Origin of the sequence: Streptomyces sp. TP-A0356 (assembly GCF_001417775.1) — a bacterium.
Lineage (GTDB): Bacteria > Actinomycetota > Actinomycetes > Streptomycetales > Streptomycetaceae > Streptomyces.
The window spans coordinates 137,648-154,531 of the sequence record NZ_BBZJ01000017.1; the positions used below are offsets into that span (position 1 = coordinate 137,648).

Consider the following 16,884-nt stretch of genomic DNA (forward strand, 5'->3'; position numbering starts at 1 on the left):
CCGGCGCCGCGCCCCTCCCGCGCATGATCGCGGCGCAGGCCGCGCTGGAGACGAAGATGCTGCTGCGCAACGGCGAGCAGCTGCTGCTGACGGTCGTCATCCCGACACTGCTGCTGGTCCTCTTCAGCTCCGTCGACATCGTGGACACCGGATCCGGCAGGGCCGTCGACTTCCTCACCCCCGGCGTTCTCGCGCTCGCCGTGATGTCGACCGCTTTCACCGGACAGGCCATCGCGACCGGCTTCGAGCGCCGGTACGGGGTGCTGAAGCGGCTCGCCTCCTCGCCGCTGCCCCGCTGGGGACTGATGACCGCCAAGACGGCATCCGTCCTGGTCACCGAGATCCTCCAGGTGATCCTGCTGACGGTGATCGCCTTCGCGCTGGGCTGGTCCCCGCACGGCAACCCGTTCGTCGTGCTGCTCCTGCTGGTCCTGGGCACGGCGGCCTTCTCCGGGCTCGGTCTGCTGATGGCGGGCACGCTGAAGGCCGAGGCGACCCTGGCCGCCGCCAACCTTGTCTTCCTGCTGCTGCTCGTCGGCGGCGGCGTGATCGTCCCGCTGGACAAGTTCCCCCCGGGAGCCCAGGACGCGCTCGGGCTGCTCCCGATCTCCGCGCTCTCGGACGGGCTGCGCGGCGTCCTGCAGCACGGTGCCGGGATGCCCTGGGGCGACCTGGGGATCCTGGGGGCATGGGCCGTCGTGGGGCTGGCCGCGGCCGGGAGGTTCTTCCGCTGGGAGTGACGGGCGGGCGTGCGGTCCAGGTGACGTCCCGGTGTGAGGTCCGTCCGTCGCGCCGACCCCTCGTGAAACCGTGCACAAGCGGCCATCTACCATGAGGGGCGTGCCAAACGTGACCCGCGCCGATGCCGTAGCGGCCGTGCGCAACCCGCTCGCCTTCATCGCCGCACGCTGGACCCCGCAACCCCGGACGGTCCGGCGGGCGGCGCTCGCCGCGCTCGTCATGTCGGTGGCCATCGTCGTCACCGGCGGTGCCGTGCGCCTGACCGGCTCCGGGCTCGGCTGCCCGACCTGGCCCCAGTGCACGGACGACTCGCTGACCACGACCAGCGCCATGGGCGTGCATGGTGCCATCGAGTTCGGCAACCGCATGCTGACGTACGTGCTGTGCGCGGCCGTCGGCTGGGCGATCATCGCAGCCCGCTCGCAGAAGCCGTGGCGGCGCGGCCTGACCCGGCTCGGCTGGGCGCAGTTCTGGATCGTCATGAGCAACGCGATCCTCGGCGGCATCGTGGTCCTGGTCGGCCTCAACCCGTACACCGTCGCCGCCCACTTCCTGCTCTCCACCGCGCTCATCACGGTGGCCGCGCTCATGTGGCAGCGCACCCGGGAGGGCGACGCGGCGCCGCGTCCGCTGGCCGGCAGGGCCGTGCAGCAGTTGGTGTGGGTCCTGGTCGTCGCCTCGCTGCTGCTGATCGCCGTCGGCACGGTGGTCACCGGCGCGGGCCCGCACGCGGGCGACTCCAGGGACGTCAAGCGCATTCCGATCGACTGGGAGTCCGTCGCCAAGCTGCACGCCGTGCTCGCCTGGATCGTGGTGACACTGGCGTTCGCGCTGTGGTTCGTCCTGAAGGCGGTCGATTCGCCCAGCGGCCCGCTGCACCGCACCCGGGACCTGTTCCTGATCCTCCTGGGCCAGGGCGTCATCGGTTACGTCCAGTACTTCACGCACCTTCCCGAGGTCCTGGTCGGCCTCCACATGTTCGGCTCCTGCCTGGTGTGGATCGGGGTGCTGCGGGTGCTGCTGTCGCTGCGCGAACGCCCCGAGGTGACGGCGGACCTTCCAGGTCCCGCGGCGGAGTCGGCCCTCACCACGGCGTGACGCCCGCCCTCCTGAGCCGTACGGCTCACCGAAGCCGTACGGCTCACCCCAGCCCGTACACCCGCCGTGCGTTCCCCGCGGCGATCAGCCCTGCCACCCGCTGCGCGTCCGCCAGCGACCAGGCGCCCTCGGCGACCCAGGTGCCCAGCAGCCGGGAGAGCGCCTGGCGGAACAGACGGGCGCCGATCACATGGAGCTCGGGCAGGCCGTGTGCGCCGCTGGAGAAGAGGAGCTTGCCGAAGGGGGCCAGTTCCAGGAGCTCGGCCAGGACGTCGGCGGCCCGGGCACCCGTGCGCACGAGCGCCGCGCCCAGGTCCGCGTACACATGCGGGAACACCCCGGCCAGATGCGCCGCGTGCCGGTGGTACGGGTAGCCGTGCAGCAGGACGAGGTCCGTGCCGAGTCCTGCCGTGGCGCGCACGAAGTCGGTGAGCAGGACCGGGTCGGTGCGGTCGATGCGCAGGCCCGGTTCGCCGAGGCCCGAGTGGAGCTGGAGGGGACGGCCTGAGGCCACCGCGCTCCACAGCAGATGGCGCAGCAGGACCGGGTCCGAGAGTGCGCCTCCCACCCGGCGGCCCGCCAGCCAGCGCCCGGCCGCGCCCCGTACCTCCCCCGGCCCCGGCGGCTCCGGCGCGAGCGCCAGGCCGTGCCGTACGCCCGCCACCGAGGTGAACGCCACCGCGTGCGCCGCCGCCCCGTGGATGGACTCGGCCAGGTTCGCGAGGAACGCCTCGACCGTGCCGGAGGTGTCGGCCACCTGTTCGGCGAGCAGCTCCAGGCGGACGATCTCGTGCGCCTCCGCGGCTCCGGCCGAGGCCATCTCGGCAGGCCCGGTGAGGTCGCCGGGCAGCCCGGTGTCGACCAGGTACGTGGTGATGCCGCTGCCCCGCAGCAGCCTGCGCCCCACCTCCAGGACGCCGAGTTCGCGGCGCCTGGCGAGGTAGCGGGCGGGTGGGCAGTGCGGCTCCAGGCCGAGCAGCGGCGGACACCAGCGGCGTACGGCGAACCCCGTCTGGGTGTCGAAGAGGGTGGTGCCGGCCGCGGGCGGGCCCTCGGTGCGGGCCAGATGGGCCTCGAAGGTGCCGAGGCCCAGCTCGGTGCGGAGCACACCGTGGCAGTACTGGTCCACCAGGGACGGCGTTTCGATCATCCGGACTCCCCGCGACTGGACCGTGCCTCCTTCAGGTCCTAACGGGTGAACCGGGCGTGAGGTGTTGCTCTCAGACGGTGCGCTTGCCGCCCAGCTGGATCCCCGCCATGCGCGTCCACTCGTACGGGCCGGTCTTCACCTTGCCCGCGAACTCGCCGTCGAAGGCCTCGTGGACGGTGATCCCCGCCTTCTGTACGGCCTTCCCGGCGATCGCGTACGTGGGTGCGACGAGGTCGCCCCAGTGGCCGTCCTCGCCCACGAGCACGATCCGGGCGCCCCCCTCGCCGATGTACGCCACGTGCGCCTCGGCCCCGCCGTGCGCCTTGGCGAAGGCGTTGATCTCCTTGGCGAGCCGGGCGGCCCTGCGCTCGGCCCTGGCGGTCTGCTTGGCGTCGGTGCCCTCGTCAACCTGCTTGGTGTCTGCCATGGCCAGGATGCTACTCACGGGTAGATCCACTGGCGAGAGCAGGGCTCTGTGACGTACGTCGGTCGTGGGTGAGCTGCCTGGATGCGTCCCTCGGCGGTGGATGGGTCCCTCAGCGCAGGAACGGATCCACGGCCACCGCGACGAACAACAGCGACACATAGGTGATGGACCAGTGGAACAGCCGCATCTCCTTCAGCTTCACGCCGGACGCCTCGGCCCTCGCCCGGTTCTGCAGGGCATGCGCCTCCCACAGCCACCAGCCGCCCGCCGCCAGGGCGACCGCCGTGTAGAACCAGCCGGTGTAGCCGAGCGGGGTGAGCAGGAGCGAGACCACGACCATCACCCAGCTGTAGATCACGATCTGCCGGGCGACCACCTTGTTCGAGGCGATGACCGGCAGCATCGGCACGCCCACGCGCGCGTAGTCCTCCTTGACCTTCATGGACAGCGGCCAGTAGTGCGGCGGCGTCCAGAAGAACATGACAAGGAAGAGGATGATCGGCGCCCATGACATCGAGTTGGTGACCGACGACCAGCCGATGAGGACCGGGAGGCAGCCGGCGATGCCACCCCAGACGATGTTCTGCGACGTGCGCCGCTTGAGGATCATCGTGTAGACGACGACGTAGAAGAGGAGCGCTCCGAGCGACAGCCAGGCGGACAGCCAGTTGACGGTGAAACCGAACAGCAGCGTCGAGACGACCGCCAGCGTGATGCCGAAGGCGAGGCACTCGCCGGGACTGACCATGCCGGTGACCAGCGGACGCTGCGACGTACGCTCCATCAGCGCGTCGATGTCGCGGTCGATGTACATGTTCAGGGCATTCGCGCCGCCCGCGGAGAGGTAGCCGCCGATGCAGGTGAGCAGCACCAGCCTCAGGCTGGGTACGCCCTGCTGGGCGAGGAACATCACCGGGACGGTGGTGATCAGCAGCAGCTCGATGATCCGCGGCTTGGTCAGCGCCACGAACCCCTTGACACGGGCCCCAAACGGCCGCTGGCCCCGGCTGCTGCTCGTCCCCAGCACTCCCGGAGGACGGGATTCGACGGCCGTCACGTACACCCCTGACAGAGACATCCCAGCGAACCACCGGCCGTGAATTCCCGGTAAAGGCTCGCGCGTACCCACGCAACTTTAGACGTTGCCCACAGCCCGCCCTCCGCCGGGGTGGACCGTGTTGGCGGGCGACCGCGGGGCGGTGGAGGGGCCCGGGAGCACGAGCCGGGTACCGCTCGATTGAGCAGTCGGATGAGCGGCTCCGTATTCATTTGCCGAATGCGGATCAGGCTGGTCGGGAGGCGGATCGGGGGGACTCCCGGCAGTCTGGAATGACTCGAAAAGACGCACGTACTTACGGGGGTAGGCTCAGCAACGGCCGGTGGGCGCCCAGTGCACCGGCATTCGACATGTGGAGAGGAGCCCTGACCCAGGGTGAGCACCAAGCCGACCACCACAGACCTCGAGTGGACCGAGTTGGACCAGCGGGCCGTCGACACCGCCCGCGTCCTGGCCGCCGATGCCGTACAGAAGGTCGGCAACGGCCATCCGGGTACGGCGATGAGCCTGGCTCCGGCCGCCTACACCCTCTTCCAGAAGGTGATGCGCCACGACCCGGCCGACCCCGACTGGGTGGGCCGTGACCGCTTCGTGCTGTCCGCCGGCCACACGTCCCTGACCCTCTACACCCAGCTCTACCTGGCCGGTTTCGGTCTGGAGCTGGACGATCTGAAGGCCTTCCGCACCTGGGGTTCCAAGACTCCCGGCCACCCCGAGTACGGGCACACGCGGGGTGTGGAGACGACGACCGGGCCGCTCGGCCAGGGTGTCGGCAACGCCGTGGGCATGGCCATGGCCTCCCGCTACGAGCGCGGCCTGTTCGACCCGGACGCCCCGCAGGGCGCCTCCCCCTTCGACCACTTCGTCTACTGCATCGCCGGTGACGGCTGCCTCCAGGAGGGCATCTCCGCCGAGGCGTCCTCGCTGGCCGGTCACCAGAAGCTCGGCAATCTGATCCTGCTGTGGGACGACAACCACATCTCGATCGAGGGCGACACGGAGACCGCGGTCTCCGAGGACACGGTCAAGCGCTACGAGGCCTACGGCTGGCACGTGCAGCGCGTGGCGCCGAAGCCGGACGGCGATCTGGACCCGCACGGGATCTACGACGCGATCCAGGAGGCCAAGAAGGTCACGGACCGGCCGTCCTTCATCGCGATGCGCTCGATCATCGCCTGGCCCGCCCCGAACGCGCAGAACACCGAGGCCGCGCACGGCTCGGCGCTGGGTGACGAGGAGGTCGCGGCCACCAAGCGCGTCCTCGGCTTCGACCCGGACAAGAGCTTCGAGGTCTCCGACGAGGTCATCGGCCACACCCGCAAGGCGCTGGAGCGCGGCCGTGCGGCCAAGGCCGAGTGGGAGAAGTCGTTCCAGGAGTGGCGCGCGAACAACCCGGAGCGCGCCGCCGAGTTCGACCGCATCAGCAAGGGCGAGCTGCCCACCGGCTGGGAGGAGAAGCTGCCGGTCTTCGAGGCGGGCAAGGGTGTCGCCACCCGTGCCGCCTCCGGCAAGGTGCTGCAGGCGCTGGGCGCGGTCATCCCCGAGCTGTGGGGCGGATCCGCCGACCTGGCCGGTTCGAACAACACGACCATCGACAAGAACAGCTCCTTCCTTCCGGCGGACAACCCGCTGCCGGAGGCGAACCCGTACGGCCGCACGATCCACTTCGGCATCCGCGAGCACGCGATGGCCGCGGCGATGAACGGCATCACGCTGCACGGCAACACCCGCGTCTACGGCGGCACGTTCCTCGTGTTCTCCGACTACATGCGCAACGCCGTGCGCCTGTCGGCCCTGATGCACCTGCCGGTGACGTACGTGTGGACGCACGACTCCATCGGCCTCGGTGAGGACGGCCCGACCCACCAGCCCATCGAGCACCTCGCGGCGCTGCGCGCGATCCCGGGCCTGAACATCGTCCGCCCGGCCGACGCCAACGAGACCGCGATCGCCTGGCGCGAGATCTTCCGCCGCTGGACCAAGGAGTTCGGCAAGGGCGCCCCGCACGGCCTCGCTCTGACCCGTCAGGGCGTGCCCACGTACGAGCCCAACGAGGACACCGTGCGCGGCGGTTATGTGATGTTCGAGGCAGAGGGCGGCGAACCGCAGGTGATCCTGATCGCCACCGGTTCCGAGGTGCACGTGGCCGTCGAGGCGCGTGAGCAGCTCCAGGCCGAGGGCATTCCGACGCGCGTGGTGTCGATGCCGTCCGTGGAGTGGTTCGAGGAGCAGGAGCAGGGGTACCGGGACAGCGTCCTGCCGCCGTCGGTGACGGCGCGGGTCGCTGTGGAGGCCGGGATCGGCCTGACCTGGTACAGGTTCGTCGGAGATGCGGGCCGCATCGTTTCCTTGGAGCACTTCGGTGCTTCGGCCGACGGAAAGGTGCTCTTCCGCGAGTTCGGTTTCACTGCCGAGAACGTCGCATCCGCCGCTCGGGAATCGATCGCCGCAGCCCAGCGCTGACGCTGATATACGACACGTAGGAGATGCAATTTCCATGACAGACGCACTCAAGCGCCTCTCCCAGGAAGGCGTCGCGATCTGGCTGGACGACCTGTCGCGCAAGCGGATCACGTCCGGCAACCTCGCCGAACTGATCGACCAGCAGCACGTCGTGGGCGTCACCACCAACCCGACGATCTTCCAGAAGGCGATCTCGTCGGGCGACGGCTACGAGCAGCAGCTCGCCGACCTCGCCGCCCGCAAGGTCACCGTCGAAGAAGCGGTCCGCATGATCACGACGGCGGACGTCCGGGACGCCGCCGACATCCTGCACCCGATCTTCGACGCCACGCAGGGCAAGGACGGACGGGTGTCGATCGAGGTCGACCCGCGTCTGGCGCACAACACCCGGGCCACCGTCGCGGAGGCCAAGCAGCTCGCCTGGCTGGTCGACCGCCCGAACACGCTGATCAAGATCCCGGCCACCGAGGCGGGTCTGCCGGCGATCAGCGAGACCATCGCCAACGGGATCAGTGTCAACGTCACGCTGATCTTCTCCCTGGAGCGCTACCGCAAGGTCATGGACGCCTACATGACCGGCCTGGAGAAGGCGAAGGAGCGCGGCCTGGATCTGTCCAAGATCCACTCGGTGGCCTCGTTCTTCGTGTCCCGCGTGGACAGCGAGATCGACAAGCGGCTCGACGCGATCGGCACGCCCGAGGCCAAGGCACTGCGCGGCAAGGCGGCCATCGCCAACGCGCGCCTCGCCTACCAGGCCTACGAGGAGGTGTTCGGCAGCGACCGCTGGCTCGACCTGGACAAGGCGCAGGCCAACAAGCAGCGCCCGCTGTGGGCCTCCACCGGAGTCAAGGACCCGGCCTACAAGGACACCATGTACGTCGAGGAACTGGTGGCGCCGAACACGGTGAACACCATGCCCGAGGCCACCCTGCTGGCCGTCGAGGACCACGGAGAGATCCGCGGCAACACCATCGCCGGCACCTACGAGCAGGCGCGCGCCGAGCTGGACGCGATCGGGCAGCTCGGGATCTCGTACGACGAGGTGGTCCGGCTCCTGGAGGACGAGGGCGTCGACAAGTTCGAGTCCTCCTGGAACGACCTGCTCAAGTCGACCGAGGCGGAACTGCAGCGCCTCGCCCCCTCGGAGGGCTGACACCTTGACATCCGACCACGGAGCGAATCCGCTTCGTGACGCCGCGGACCGACGGCTCCCGCGTATCGCGGGGCCGTCGGGCCTGGTCATCTTCGGCGTTACAGGCGATTTGTCACGTAAAAAGCTGATGCCTGCCGTGTACGACCTGGCCAACCGCGGTCTGCTGCCGCCGGGCTTCTCGCTCATCGGCTTCGCCCGCCGCGAGTGGCAGGACGAGGACTTCGCGAAGGAGGTCCACGACGCGGTCAAGGAGCACGCCCGTACGCCGTTCCGCGAGGAGGTCTGGCAGCAGCTCAGCCAGGGGATGCGCTTCGTCCAGGGCAGCTTCGACGACGACGACGCGTTCGAGCGGCTGCGCTCCACGATCGAGGAGCTGGACAAGGCACAGGGCACGGGCGGCAACTTCGCCTTCTACCTCTCCGTGCCGCCGAAGTCCTTCCCGGTGGTCATCCAGCAGCTCAAGAAGCACGGTCTGGCCGACCAGGAGGGCGGATCCTGGCGGCGCGCGGTCATCGAGAAGCCCTTCGGTCACGACCTGAAGTCGGCCGAGGAGCTCAACGCGATCGTCCACGAGGTCTTCGCCTCGGACCAGGTCTTCCGCATCGACCACTACCTGGGCAAGGAGACCGTCCAGAACATCCTGGCACTGCGCTTCGCCAACACGATGTTCGAGCCGATCTGGAACCGGTCCTTCGTGGACCACGTGCAGATCACGATGGCCGAGGACATAGGCATCGGCGGCCGGGCCGGCTACTACGACGGCATCGGCGCCGCGCGTGACGTCATCCAGAACCACCTCCTCCAGCTGATGGCCCTCACGGCCATGGAGGAGCCCGCCTCCTTCGACGCGGACGCGCTCGCCGCCGAGAAGACCAAGGTGCTCGGGGCCGTGCGGCTGCCGAAGGACCTGGGCCGGGACACCGTGTTCGCGCAGTACACGGCCGGCTGGCAGGGCGGCGAGAAGGCGGTCGGCTACCTCCAGGAGGAGGGCATCGACGCCAAGTCGAAGACCGACACCTACGCCGCGGTGAAGCTGGAGATCGACAACCGCCGCTGGGCGGGCGTCCCCTTCTACCTGCGCACCGGCAAGCGGCTCGGGCGCCGGGTCACCGAGATCGCGGTCGTCTTCCAGCGCGCCCCGCACTCCCCCTTCGACACCACCGCCACCGAGGAACTGGGCCAGAACGCGGTCGTCATCCGCGTCCAGCCCGACGAGGGCGTCACCGTGCGCTTCGGCTCCAAGGTGCCGGGCACCTCGATGGAGATCCGGGACGTGTCCATGGACTTCGCCTACGGCGAGTCCTTCACGGAGTCCAGCCCGGAGGCCTACGAGCGCCTGATCCTGGACGTCCTGCTCGGCGACTCGAACCTCTTCCCGCGCACCGAGGAGGTCGAGCGGTCCTGGGAGATCCTCGACCCGATCGAGGAGTACTGGGACAAGCACGGCAAGCCCGCGCAGTACCCGGCCGGCACGTGGGGGCCCGTCGAGGCGGACGAGATGCTCGAACGAGACGGACGGAGCTGGCGCCGGCCATGAAGATAGACCTCACGGACACCACGGCCAGCAAGGTCAACAAGGCACTGGTGCAGGGCCGCCGTGCCATCGGCACGCCCGCCGTCGGCATGGTCCTCACCCTGGTGATCGTCACCGACGAGGAGAACGCCTACGACGCCCTGAAGGCCGCCAACGACGCCTCGCGCGAGCACCCCTCGCGCACGCTGGTGGTCATCAAGCGGGTCTCGCGTTCCCCGCGCGACCGCACGTCCTCGCGTCTGGACGCCGAGGTGCGGGTGGGCGCGGACGCGGGCACCGGCGAGACGGTGGTGCTGCGGCTGTACGGCGAGGTGGTGGACCACGCCGACTCGGTGGTGCTGCCGCTGCTGCTGCCGGATGCCCCGGTGGTGGTCTGGTGGCCGGTGAACGCGCCGCTCGACCCGGCCAGCGACCCGCTCGGCGCGCTGGCGCAGCGCCGGGTCACGGACTCCTACACGGCCGAGGCGCCGGTACGGGAGCTGAGCGCCCGCGCCGACGCCTACACGCCCGGTGACACGGATCTGTCGTGGACCCGCATCACGCCCTGGCGCTCGATGCTGGCCGCGGCCCTCGACCAGGTGACCTGCGAGGTCAAGGCGGTCGAGGTGGAGGGTGAGGAGTTCAACCCGAGCTGCGAGCTGCTGGCGATGTGGCTCGCGGACCGGCTGGACGTCCCCGTCAGGCGCTCCCTGTCCTCCGGCCCCGGCCTCACCGCCGTCCGGATGGACACGAGCCGCGGCCCGATCGTCCTCGGCCGGGCCGACGGCTCGCTCGCCACGCTCTCCATCGAGGGACAGCCCGACCGCGCGGTGGCGCTCAAGCGCCGCGACACGGCCGAGCTGATCGCGGAGGAGCTGCGTCGGCTGGACCCGGACGACACATACGCGTCGGCGCTGCGGTACGGCGTGGACCGGCTGACCGCCGCCGCCGAGCCAGCCGAGGAGCCCGCGGACGTGGAGCCCGCGGACGAGGCAGCGCTCGACGGGGCGCCCGCCCCGCAGGCGCCCGCGAAGAAGGCCGCCCGGAAGGCCCCGTCGAAGAAGGCGGCCGTGAAGTGAGTACTCCCCAGCTCGTCGTGCACCGGGACAAGGAGCTGATGGCCCAGGCCGCGGCGGCCCGGCTGATCACCAAGGTCGTGGACGCGCAGGCGTCGCGCGGCTCCGCCTCGGTCGTGCTCACCGGTGGCCGCAACGGCAACGGGCTGCTCGCGGCGCTCGCCGCCGCTCCCGCCCGGGACGCCGTCGACTGGGGCCGGCTCGACGTGTGGTGGGGCGACGAGCGGTTCCTGCCGGAGGGTGACCCGGAGCGCAACTACACCCAGGCCCGCGAGGCCCTGCTCGACTCGGTGCCGCTGGACCCGAGGCGCGTGCACCCCATGCCCGCGTCGGACGGCCCGTACGGCAATGACGTGGACGCGGCGGCCGAGGCGTACGCGGCGGAGCTGGCCAAGGCCGCGGGTCCGGAGAACCACGGCGCGGTGCCCACCTTCGACGTCCTGTTGCTGGGCGTCGGCCCGGACACGCACGTGGCGTCGCTCTTCCCGGAGATGCCCGCGGTGCGGGAGACGGAGCGGACGGTGGTCGGCGTGCACGGTGCGCCGAAACCCCCGCCGACCCGGATCACGCTCACGCTTCCGGCCATCCGGTCGGCGCGCGAGGTGTGGCTGCTGGCGGCCGGTGAGGACAAGGCACAGGCCGTGGCCATCGCCCTGTCGGGCGCGGGTGAGATCCAGGCCCCGGCGGCGGGCGCGCGGGGCAGGTCACGCACCTTGTGGCTGCTGGACGCCGCGGCGGCTTCGAAGCTGCCGAGGTCGCTGTATCCGCCGGCCTCGCCCTGAGGGACGGCCCCTGTCGCACGAGAACGCCGGACGGGCTGAGATCGAGCCCGTCCGGCGTTCGGCGTTCGGCGTTCGGCGTTCGGCGTTCGGCGTTCGGCGTTCGGCGTTCGGCGTTCGGCGTTCGGCGTTCGGAGCGGGGCTACTTCACCGACCCCGCCATGACCCCCTGCACGAAGTGCCGCTGGAACGCGAAGAACACCACGACCGGCACGATCAGCGACAGGAACGCCCCCGGGGCCAGCACATCGATGTTGCTGCCGAACTGCCGTATCTGCGACTGGAGTTGCACGGTCAGCGGCTGTGAGGAGCTGTCGGCGAAGAGCAGCGCCACCAGCATGTCGTTCCACACCCACAGGAACTGGAAGATGGCGAGGCTGGCGATGGCGGGCCGCCCCACGGGCAGCACGAGCCGCGTGAAGATCCGCCACTCGCTGCCGCCGTCCATCCGCGCCGCCTCCAGCATCTCCTTCGGCATCTCGGCGAAGTAGTTCCGCAGCAGGAACACGGCGAACGGCAGACCGTAGGCCACATGGAAGAGCACGACCCCGGGAATCGTGCCGAACAGCCCCAGCTGCCCGAAGAGTTTCGCGACCGGCAGCAGCCCGATCTGCACGGGAACCACCAGCAGGGCCACCACCAGCAGGAAGAGCGGCTCACGCGCCGGGAAGTCCAGCCAGGCGAAGGCGTACCCGGCGAGCGCCGCGAGGACGACGACCAGCACCGTCGCCGGCACCGAGATCAGCACGGTGTTCCAGAGCGCCCGTGTGATCCCGGCGTTCTTCAGCAGCGCCGAGTAGTTGTCGAAGGACAGCTGCCCGGGGCCGGCCAGTGCGGTCCACCAGCCCCCCTTCGCGGTGTCCTGGGCCGACCGCAGCGACGACAGGAACAGTCCCGCCAGCGGAGTCAGCCAGATCAGGCCGATCACCACCAGGAAGGCCTGCACCAGCCCGTTGCTCAGGCCCCGCCTGACCGCGTTCATCGCTGACTCCTTCGGAAACGGCGGACGTTGAAGACCATCGCGGGGACCACGAGCAGCAGGAGCAGCACTCCGAGCGCGCTGCCGAGCCCCTGGTTGTTGCCGCCGCCGAAGGACACCAGCCACATCTGGGTCGCGAGCACGGTCGCGTCCTCCTGCACGGGCCCGGGCGCGATGATGTAGACGAGGTCGAAGACCTTCATCACGTTGATCACCAGGGTCACGAACACCACGGTCAGCACGGGTGCCAGCAGCGGCACGGTGATCCGGCGGAAGATCTGCCACTCGTTCGCCCCGTCGATCCGCGCCGCCTCCAGCGCGTCCCGTGGCAGCGTCGACAGGCCCGCCCCGATCAGGACCATCGCGAAGCCGGTCCAGATCCACAGATAGGCCCCGATGATCGCGGGCGTGACCAGCGTGGGCCCGAGCCAGGAGATGCCCTGGTACGGCTGCGCGAAGTTGGACGCCGGCAGCTTCACCTCGTACGAGCCGGAGCCCAGCTCCGGGAAGCGGAAGGAGCCGTCGGACGCGGTCGTCGTGCTCGCGACCGTGCGCCCGTCACGCACTGCCTCGACCCTCATCCCGGGCAGCCCGCTCTCCCCTGGGTCGACCTGGCCCTGCCTGCCTCCCCCGCCCGGGGTGAAGTCCAGGTAGACGACCCCGCGCAGCTCGCCGGAGGCGGCCTTCTCGTGGGCCGCCGCGTACGCGGGCGAGGCACCCTTGGGCAGGTCCTTCGGCAGGACGCCGACCATCGGCAGGGTCACCGTGCCACCCGGTGACACGCTCTTGCCCGTCGTGTACGAACCGTCGCGGCCCTGGGTCAGCCCTTGTCCGAGGCGGGCCCGTGCCGTCGGGTAGGACGAGGTGCCCTCGAAGGCGTCGTGGACGGAGACCGCGGCGGCGTTCAGGACACCCTTGTTGGGGTCCTCGTCGTAGGCGAGGCGGAAGATGATGCCGGCGGCGAGGAAGGACACCGCCATCGGCATGAACAGCAGCAGCTTGAACGCGGTCGCCCAGCGGACCTTCTCCACCAGCACGGCCAGGATCAGGCCCAGGCCGGTCAGCAGCGCCGGGGCGACGACCACCCAGATCGTGGTGTTCCGGACGGCCTTCAGCGTCGCCGGGTCACGGAACATCTCGGTGTAGTTGTCGCCGCCCACGAATCGGATGCCGGTGGCGTCGAAGAAGCTGCGGCCGACGGAGAACAGCACCGGATAGACGACGAGCGCGCCGAGCAGCAGCAGTGCCGGGAAGACGAAGAGCAGGGCGATGATCCGCCCGCGCCGTCGCGTGCGCCGCGCACGGGCGGCGAGCGCGACGGCCGGGGGGCTCGCCTCTTCAGCGAACGTGGTGGCGGTCATGTCGGGTCAGCCCTGGTACGCCTTGGCCGCCGCGCCCTCCAGCTGGGCCGCGATGCCCTTGGGGTCGGACGGGTCACGCAGGAAGTCCTGCAGGAGCTTCCACTCGCCGGCGCCCTTGGTGCCGCCGAAGGCGGCCGGTGCCTGGTCGGACATGTCGAAGCGGACCGAATCCCCGGCGTCGACGAGGGACCTGGCGGTCGCGCGGGTCACGTCGTCGCCGTAGGAGGCGAGGTCGAGCTTCTTGTTCGGGGACAGGAAGCCGCCCGACTTCGCCCAGACGGCCGCGGCCTCCGGGGTCGCCAGGTACTCCAGGAGCTTCATACCGGCCTTGGAGTTCTTGCCGTCCTTGAGGACGACCGCCGCGTCACCACCGCTGACCACGGGCGCCGTGCCGCCGTCGACCGCCGGGAACGGGAAGAAGTTCGCGTCCTTGCCGATCGTCCTGCCGAACTGGTCGTGAGCGACCCCGGCCACGAAGTCGCCCTCGTAGACCATGCCCGCCGCCGGCTTGGGCCCGAAGACCTTCTCGACGGAGCCCGGGAAGTCGGTGTTGAGGGCCCCCTGCTGGCCGCCCGCCATCAGCTGCTTGTCCTTGAAGAGCTTGCCGAGCGTGGTGAGGGCCTTCACCACGCTCGCGTCGGTCCACTTCAGCTTGTGGGTGGCGAGGGCGTCGTACTTCTCGGGCCCGGCCTGGGAGAGGTAGATGTTCTCGAACCAGTCGGTGAGCGTCCAGCCGTCCTGCCCGGCGACCGCGAAGGCGGCGAGGCCCGAGTCGGCGACCGTGTGCCCGGCCTTCAGCATCTCGTCGTACGTCTTCGGCGGCTTGACGCCCGCCTGCGTCAGCGCGTCGGGGCTGTACCAGACCGTGGACTTGTGGGCGGCCTTGAAGTACAGGCCGTAGAGGGTGCCGTCGACGCTGCCGTACTTCTTCCACACGCTCGCGAAGTTGGCGTCGACCGACTGCTGGGTGGTGGCGGACAGCTGCTGGAGCCAGCCCTTCTTCGCGAACTGCTGGAGCACACCGATCTGCGGGACCATCACGACGTCAGGGGCGTTTCCGCCCTCGATCTTGCTGCCGACGACGGTGGAGACGTTGTCGCCGGTGGACACGAACTGCGTCTTGGCGCCGGTCTTCTCGGTGAACGCGTCCAGCACCTTCTGGAAGTTCTTCTGTTCGCTGCCGGTCCAGACACCGGCCACGGTGACCGTCTGGCCGCTGAGCGCCTTCTCGCCGCCGCCCGCGGCGACCGGGCCGCCGCCGCAGGCGGTGGCGCCGAGGGCGAGGGCGAGTGCGGTACAGCCGGTGAGCAGGGTGGTACGTCGTCGCATCATCGTTGATGTCCCTTCGGGGAATGGGGAGTTGACGGGAGAGCTTCGAGCGGTCGTGGTCAGAGGTCGGTGCCGTCGCTGATCCACCAGGCGGCCGAGGAGCCGGCGAGGACCCCGGGCGGGCAGGGGCCGCTGGTGAGCAGAGGGGTGCCGGAGACCGGGGCGGGCGTGGGTGCCGTACCGAAGTTGACGGCGCAGACCAGGCCGTCGCCGCGGACGAAGCCGAGGACACCCGGCGGCGTGTCCAGCCAGCGCAGCGTGCCCTCGCCCAACTGAGGCAGGGAGGCGCGCAGGTGGAGGCCTTCGCGGTACAGGTGCCAGAAGGAGCGGGTGTCGGCCAGGGCCCGGTCGGTGGCGTGCTCGGCGAACCACTGCGGCTGCGGCAGCCATGGCTTGGCGCCCTCGGCCCCGGAGGTGAAGCCGAACGGGGAGGCCTGTCCCGACCAGGGAAGCGGCACCCGGCAGCCGTCGCGGATACGGGCGCGGCTTCCGGTCCGGTGGAAGATCGGGTCGGTGAGCACGTCATCGGGCAGGTCGACGACCTCGGGCAGGCCCAGCTCCTCGCCCTGGTAGATGTACGCGGCCCCGGGCAGCGCCAGCATCAGCAGCGCGGCGGCGCGGGCCCGGGCGGCGCCGAGTCCGCTGCCCCCGACGAGGGGTTCGCCGTAGCGGGTCACGGTGCGGACCTGGTCGTGGTTGTTGAGGACCCAGGTGACCGTGGAGCCGGTGCCGGCTATGTCCTGCATGGCCTCGGAGATGACCTTGCGGAAGGCGTCGGCGTTCCAGGGGGCGCTGAGCAGGTCGAAGAAGAAGGCCTGGTGGAGTTCGTCCGGGCGGACGTACTTCGCGTGCTCGCGCGCGCTCGGCACCGAGACCTCGCCGACCAGCAGGCGTTCGCGTCCGTCGTGCGCCGTGTACTCCTCGCACACCGCACGCCAGTGCCGCCACACGTCGTGCACCTCGGGCTGGTTCCAGGCGAGCGGGTTGACCGAGTCGCGGGTGCGGGCGTCGGCCTCGGGGTCCGGGGAGTCGGGCAGGTCCGGGTGCTTGAAGAGGCCGGCGGCGACATCGATGCGGAAGCCGTCGACGCCCCGGTCCAGCCAGAAGCGGAGCACCTGCTCGAAGTGGGCGGCGACCTCGGGGTCGCGCCAGTTCCAGTCGGGCTGTTCGGGTGTGAACATGTGCAGGTACCACTGGCCGGGACGGCCGTCCGCCTCCGTGACGCGGCTCCAGGCCGGACCGCCGAACATGGCGTGCCAGTTGTTGGGCGGCTCGGTACCGTCCGGGCCCCGGCCGTCGGCGAAGTGGAAGCGGGCGCGCGCCGGGCTGCCGGGGGCGGAGGCGAGCGCCTCGCGGAACCACGGGTGCTCGCTGGAGCAGTGGTTGGGGACGATGTCGAGGAGCACCTTGATGCCCAGCCGCCGGGCGGCCGCCATCAGCAGGTCGAACTCGGCGAGGTCGCCGAAGAGCGGGTCGACCTCGCGGTAGTCGGCCACGTCGTAGCCGTGGTCGTGCTGGGGCGAGGGATAGAAGGGGCTCAGCCAGATCCCGTCGACGCCGAGCTTCTTCAGATACGGCAGTCCCGCCCTGACTCCGGCCAGATCGCCGATGCCGTCGCCGGTGCTGTCCAGGAAGCTGCGGACGTACACCTGGTAGATCACTGCGTCGCGCCACCAGTGGTGGGTGTCGATGCGCTGGAGACTCACCCCGTCGACCTGTCTGTGCGTGCTTACGGTTATGCATGCATGTTAAGTAGGC

14 protein-coding genes are annotated in these 16,884 nt (G+C 70.3%); 7 read left to right on the top strand and 7 right to left on the bottom strand.

Annotated features, from left to right (window positions below):
• The first annotated feature begins 23 nt into the window (after positions 1-23).
• Positions 24-740: an ABC transporter permease gene (locus ASC56_RS13730; RefSeq protein WP_234376961.1), complete on the top strand. Its 717-nt coding sequence runs from the start codon at positions 24-26 to the stop codon at positions 738-740.
• A gap of 91 nt (positions 741-831) precedes the next feature.
• Entirely contained in the window at positions 832-1,839 is a 1,008-nt protein-coding gene (locus tag ASC56_RS13735) for a heme A synthase (RefSeq protein WP_055491648.1), read from the top strand.
• Positions 1,840-1,882: 43 nt separating this feature from the next.
• Here ASC56_RS13735 and ASC56_RS13740 read toward each other — a convergent pair whose 3' ends face one another.
• From ASC56_RS13740 to ASC56_RS13750, 3 genes are all read right to left on the bottom strand, one after another.
• Entirely contained in the window at positions 1,883-2,989 is a 1,107-nt protein-coding gene (locus ASC56_RS13740) for an amidohydrolase family protein (RefSeq protein WP_055491649.1), read from the bottom strand.
• Positions 2,990-3,059: 70 nt separating this feature from the next.
• Positions 3,060-3,416 carry a hypothetical protein gene (locus ASC56_RS13745; RefSeq protein ID WP_055491650.1) on the bottom strand — a complete coding sequence of 119 codons (357 nt, stop codon included), beginning with the start codon at positions 3,414-3,416 and terminating at the stop codon, positions 3,060-3,062.
• Between the two features lie 109 nt (positions 3,417-3,525).
• A complete protein-coding gene (locus ASC56_RS13750; protein ID WP_055491651.1) occupies positions 3,526-4,479 on the bottom strand; it encodes a heme o synthase in 954 nt (317 codons plus the stop codon).
• A 369-nt stretch (positions 4,480-4,848) separates the two neighbouring features.
• Here ASC56_RS13750 and tkt point away from each other — a divergent pair, with 369 nt between their 5' ends.
• From tkt to pgl, 5 genes are read left to right on the top strand one after another with little or no spacing between them, the layout of a single operon-like run.
• Positions 4,849-6,936: a transketolase gene (tkt, locus tag ASC56_RS13755; protein ID WP_055491652.1), complete on the top strand. Its 2,088-nt coding sequence runs from the start codon at positions 4,849-4,851 to the stop codon at positions 6,934-6,936.
• 34 nt (positions 6,937-6,970) lie between these two features.
• Complete coding sequence (tal, locus tag ASC56_RS13760) at positions 6,971-8,089, top strand: transaldolase (RefSeq protein ID WP_055491653.1); 1,119 nt, start codon at positions 6,971-6,973, stop codon at positions 8,087-8,089.
• A 4-nt stretch (positions 8,090-8,093) separates the two neighbouring features.
• Entirely contained in the window at positions 8,094-9,626 is a 1,533-nt protein-coding gene (gene zwf / locus ASC56_RS13765) for a glucose-6-phosphate dehydrogenase (RefSeq protein ID WP_055491654.1), read from the top strand.
• Positions 9,623-10,681 carry a glucose-6-phosphate dehydrogenase assembly protein OpcA gene (gene opcA, locus ASC56_RS13770; protein WP_055491655.1) on the top strand — a complete coding sequence of 353 codons (1,059 nt, stop codon included), beginning with the start codon at positions 9,623-9,625 and terminating at the stop codon, positions 10,679-10,681. Before zwf ends, opcA begins: the two co-directional genes overlap by 4 nt.
• Positions 10,678-11,460: a 6-phosphogluconolactonase gene (gene pgl / locus ASC56_RS13775; protein WP_055491656.1), complete on the top strand. Its 783-nt coding sequence runs from the start codon at positions 10,678-10,680 to the stop codon at positions 11,458-11,460. Before opcA ends, pgl begins: the two co-directional genes overlap by 4 nt.
• A gap of 139 nt (positions 11,461-11,599) precedes the next feature.
• Here pgl and ASC56_RS13780 read toward each other — a convergent pair whose 3' ends face one another.
• The 4 genes from ASC56_RS13780 to ASC56_RS13795 are packed head-to-tail and all read right to left on the bottom strand — an operon-like array spanning position 11,600 to position 16,817.
• Positions 11,600-12,439 carry a carbohydrate ABC transporter permease gene (locus ASC56_RS13780; RefSeq protein WP_055491657.1) on the bottom strand — a complete coding sequence of 280 codons (840 nt, stop codon included), beginning with the start codon at positions 12,437-12,439 and terminating at the stop codon, positions 11,600-11,602.
• Positions 12,436-13,797, bottom strand: coding sequence for an ABC transporter permease subunit (locus tag ASC56_RS13785; RefSeq protein WP_055491658.1), 1,362 nt, complete (start codon positions 13,795-13,797; stop codon positions 12,436-12,438). Before ASC56_RS13785 ends, ASC56_RS13780 begins: the two co-directional genes overlap by 4 nt.
• A gap of 6 nt (positions 13,798-13,803) precedes the next feature.
• Entirely contained in the window at positions 13,804-15,129 is a 1,326-nt protein-coding gene (locus ASC56_RS13790; RefSeq protein ID WP_055491659.1) for an ABC transporter substrate-binding protein, read from the bottom strand.
• A 56-nt stretch (positions 15,130-15,185) separates the two neighbouring features.
• Positions 15,186-16,817: an alpha-amylase family glycosyl hydrolase gene (locus tag ASC56_RS13795; protein ID WP_055491923.1), complete on the bottom strand. Its 1,632-nt coding sequence runs from the start codon at positions 16,815-16,817 to the stop codon at positions 15,186-15,188.
• Positions 16,818-16,884: the final 67 nt, after the last annotated feature.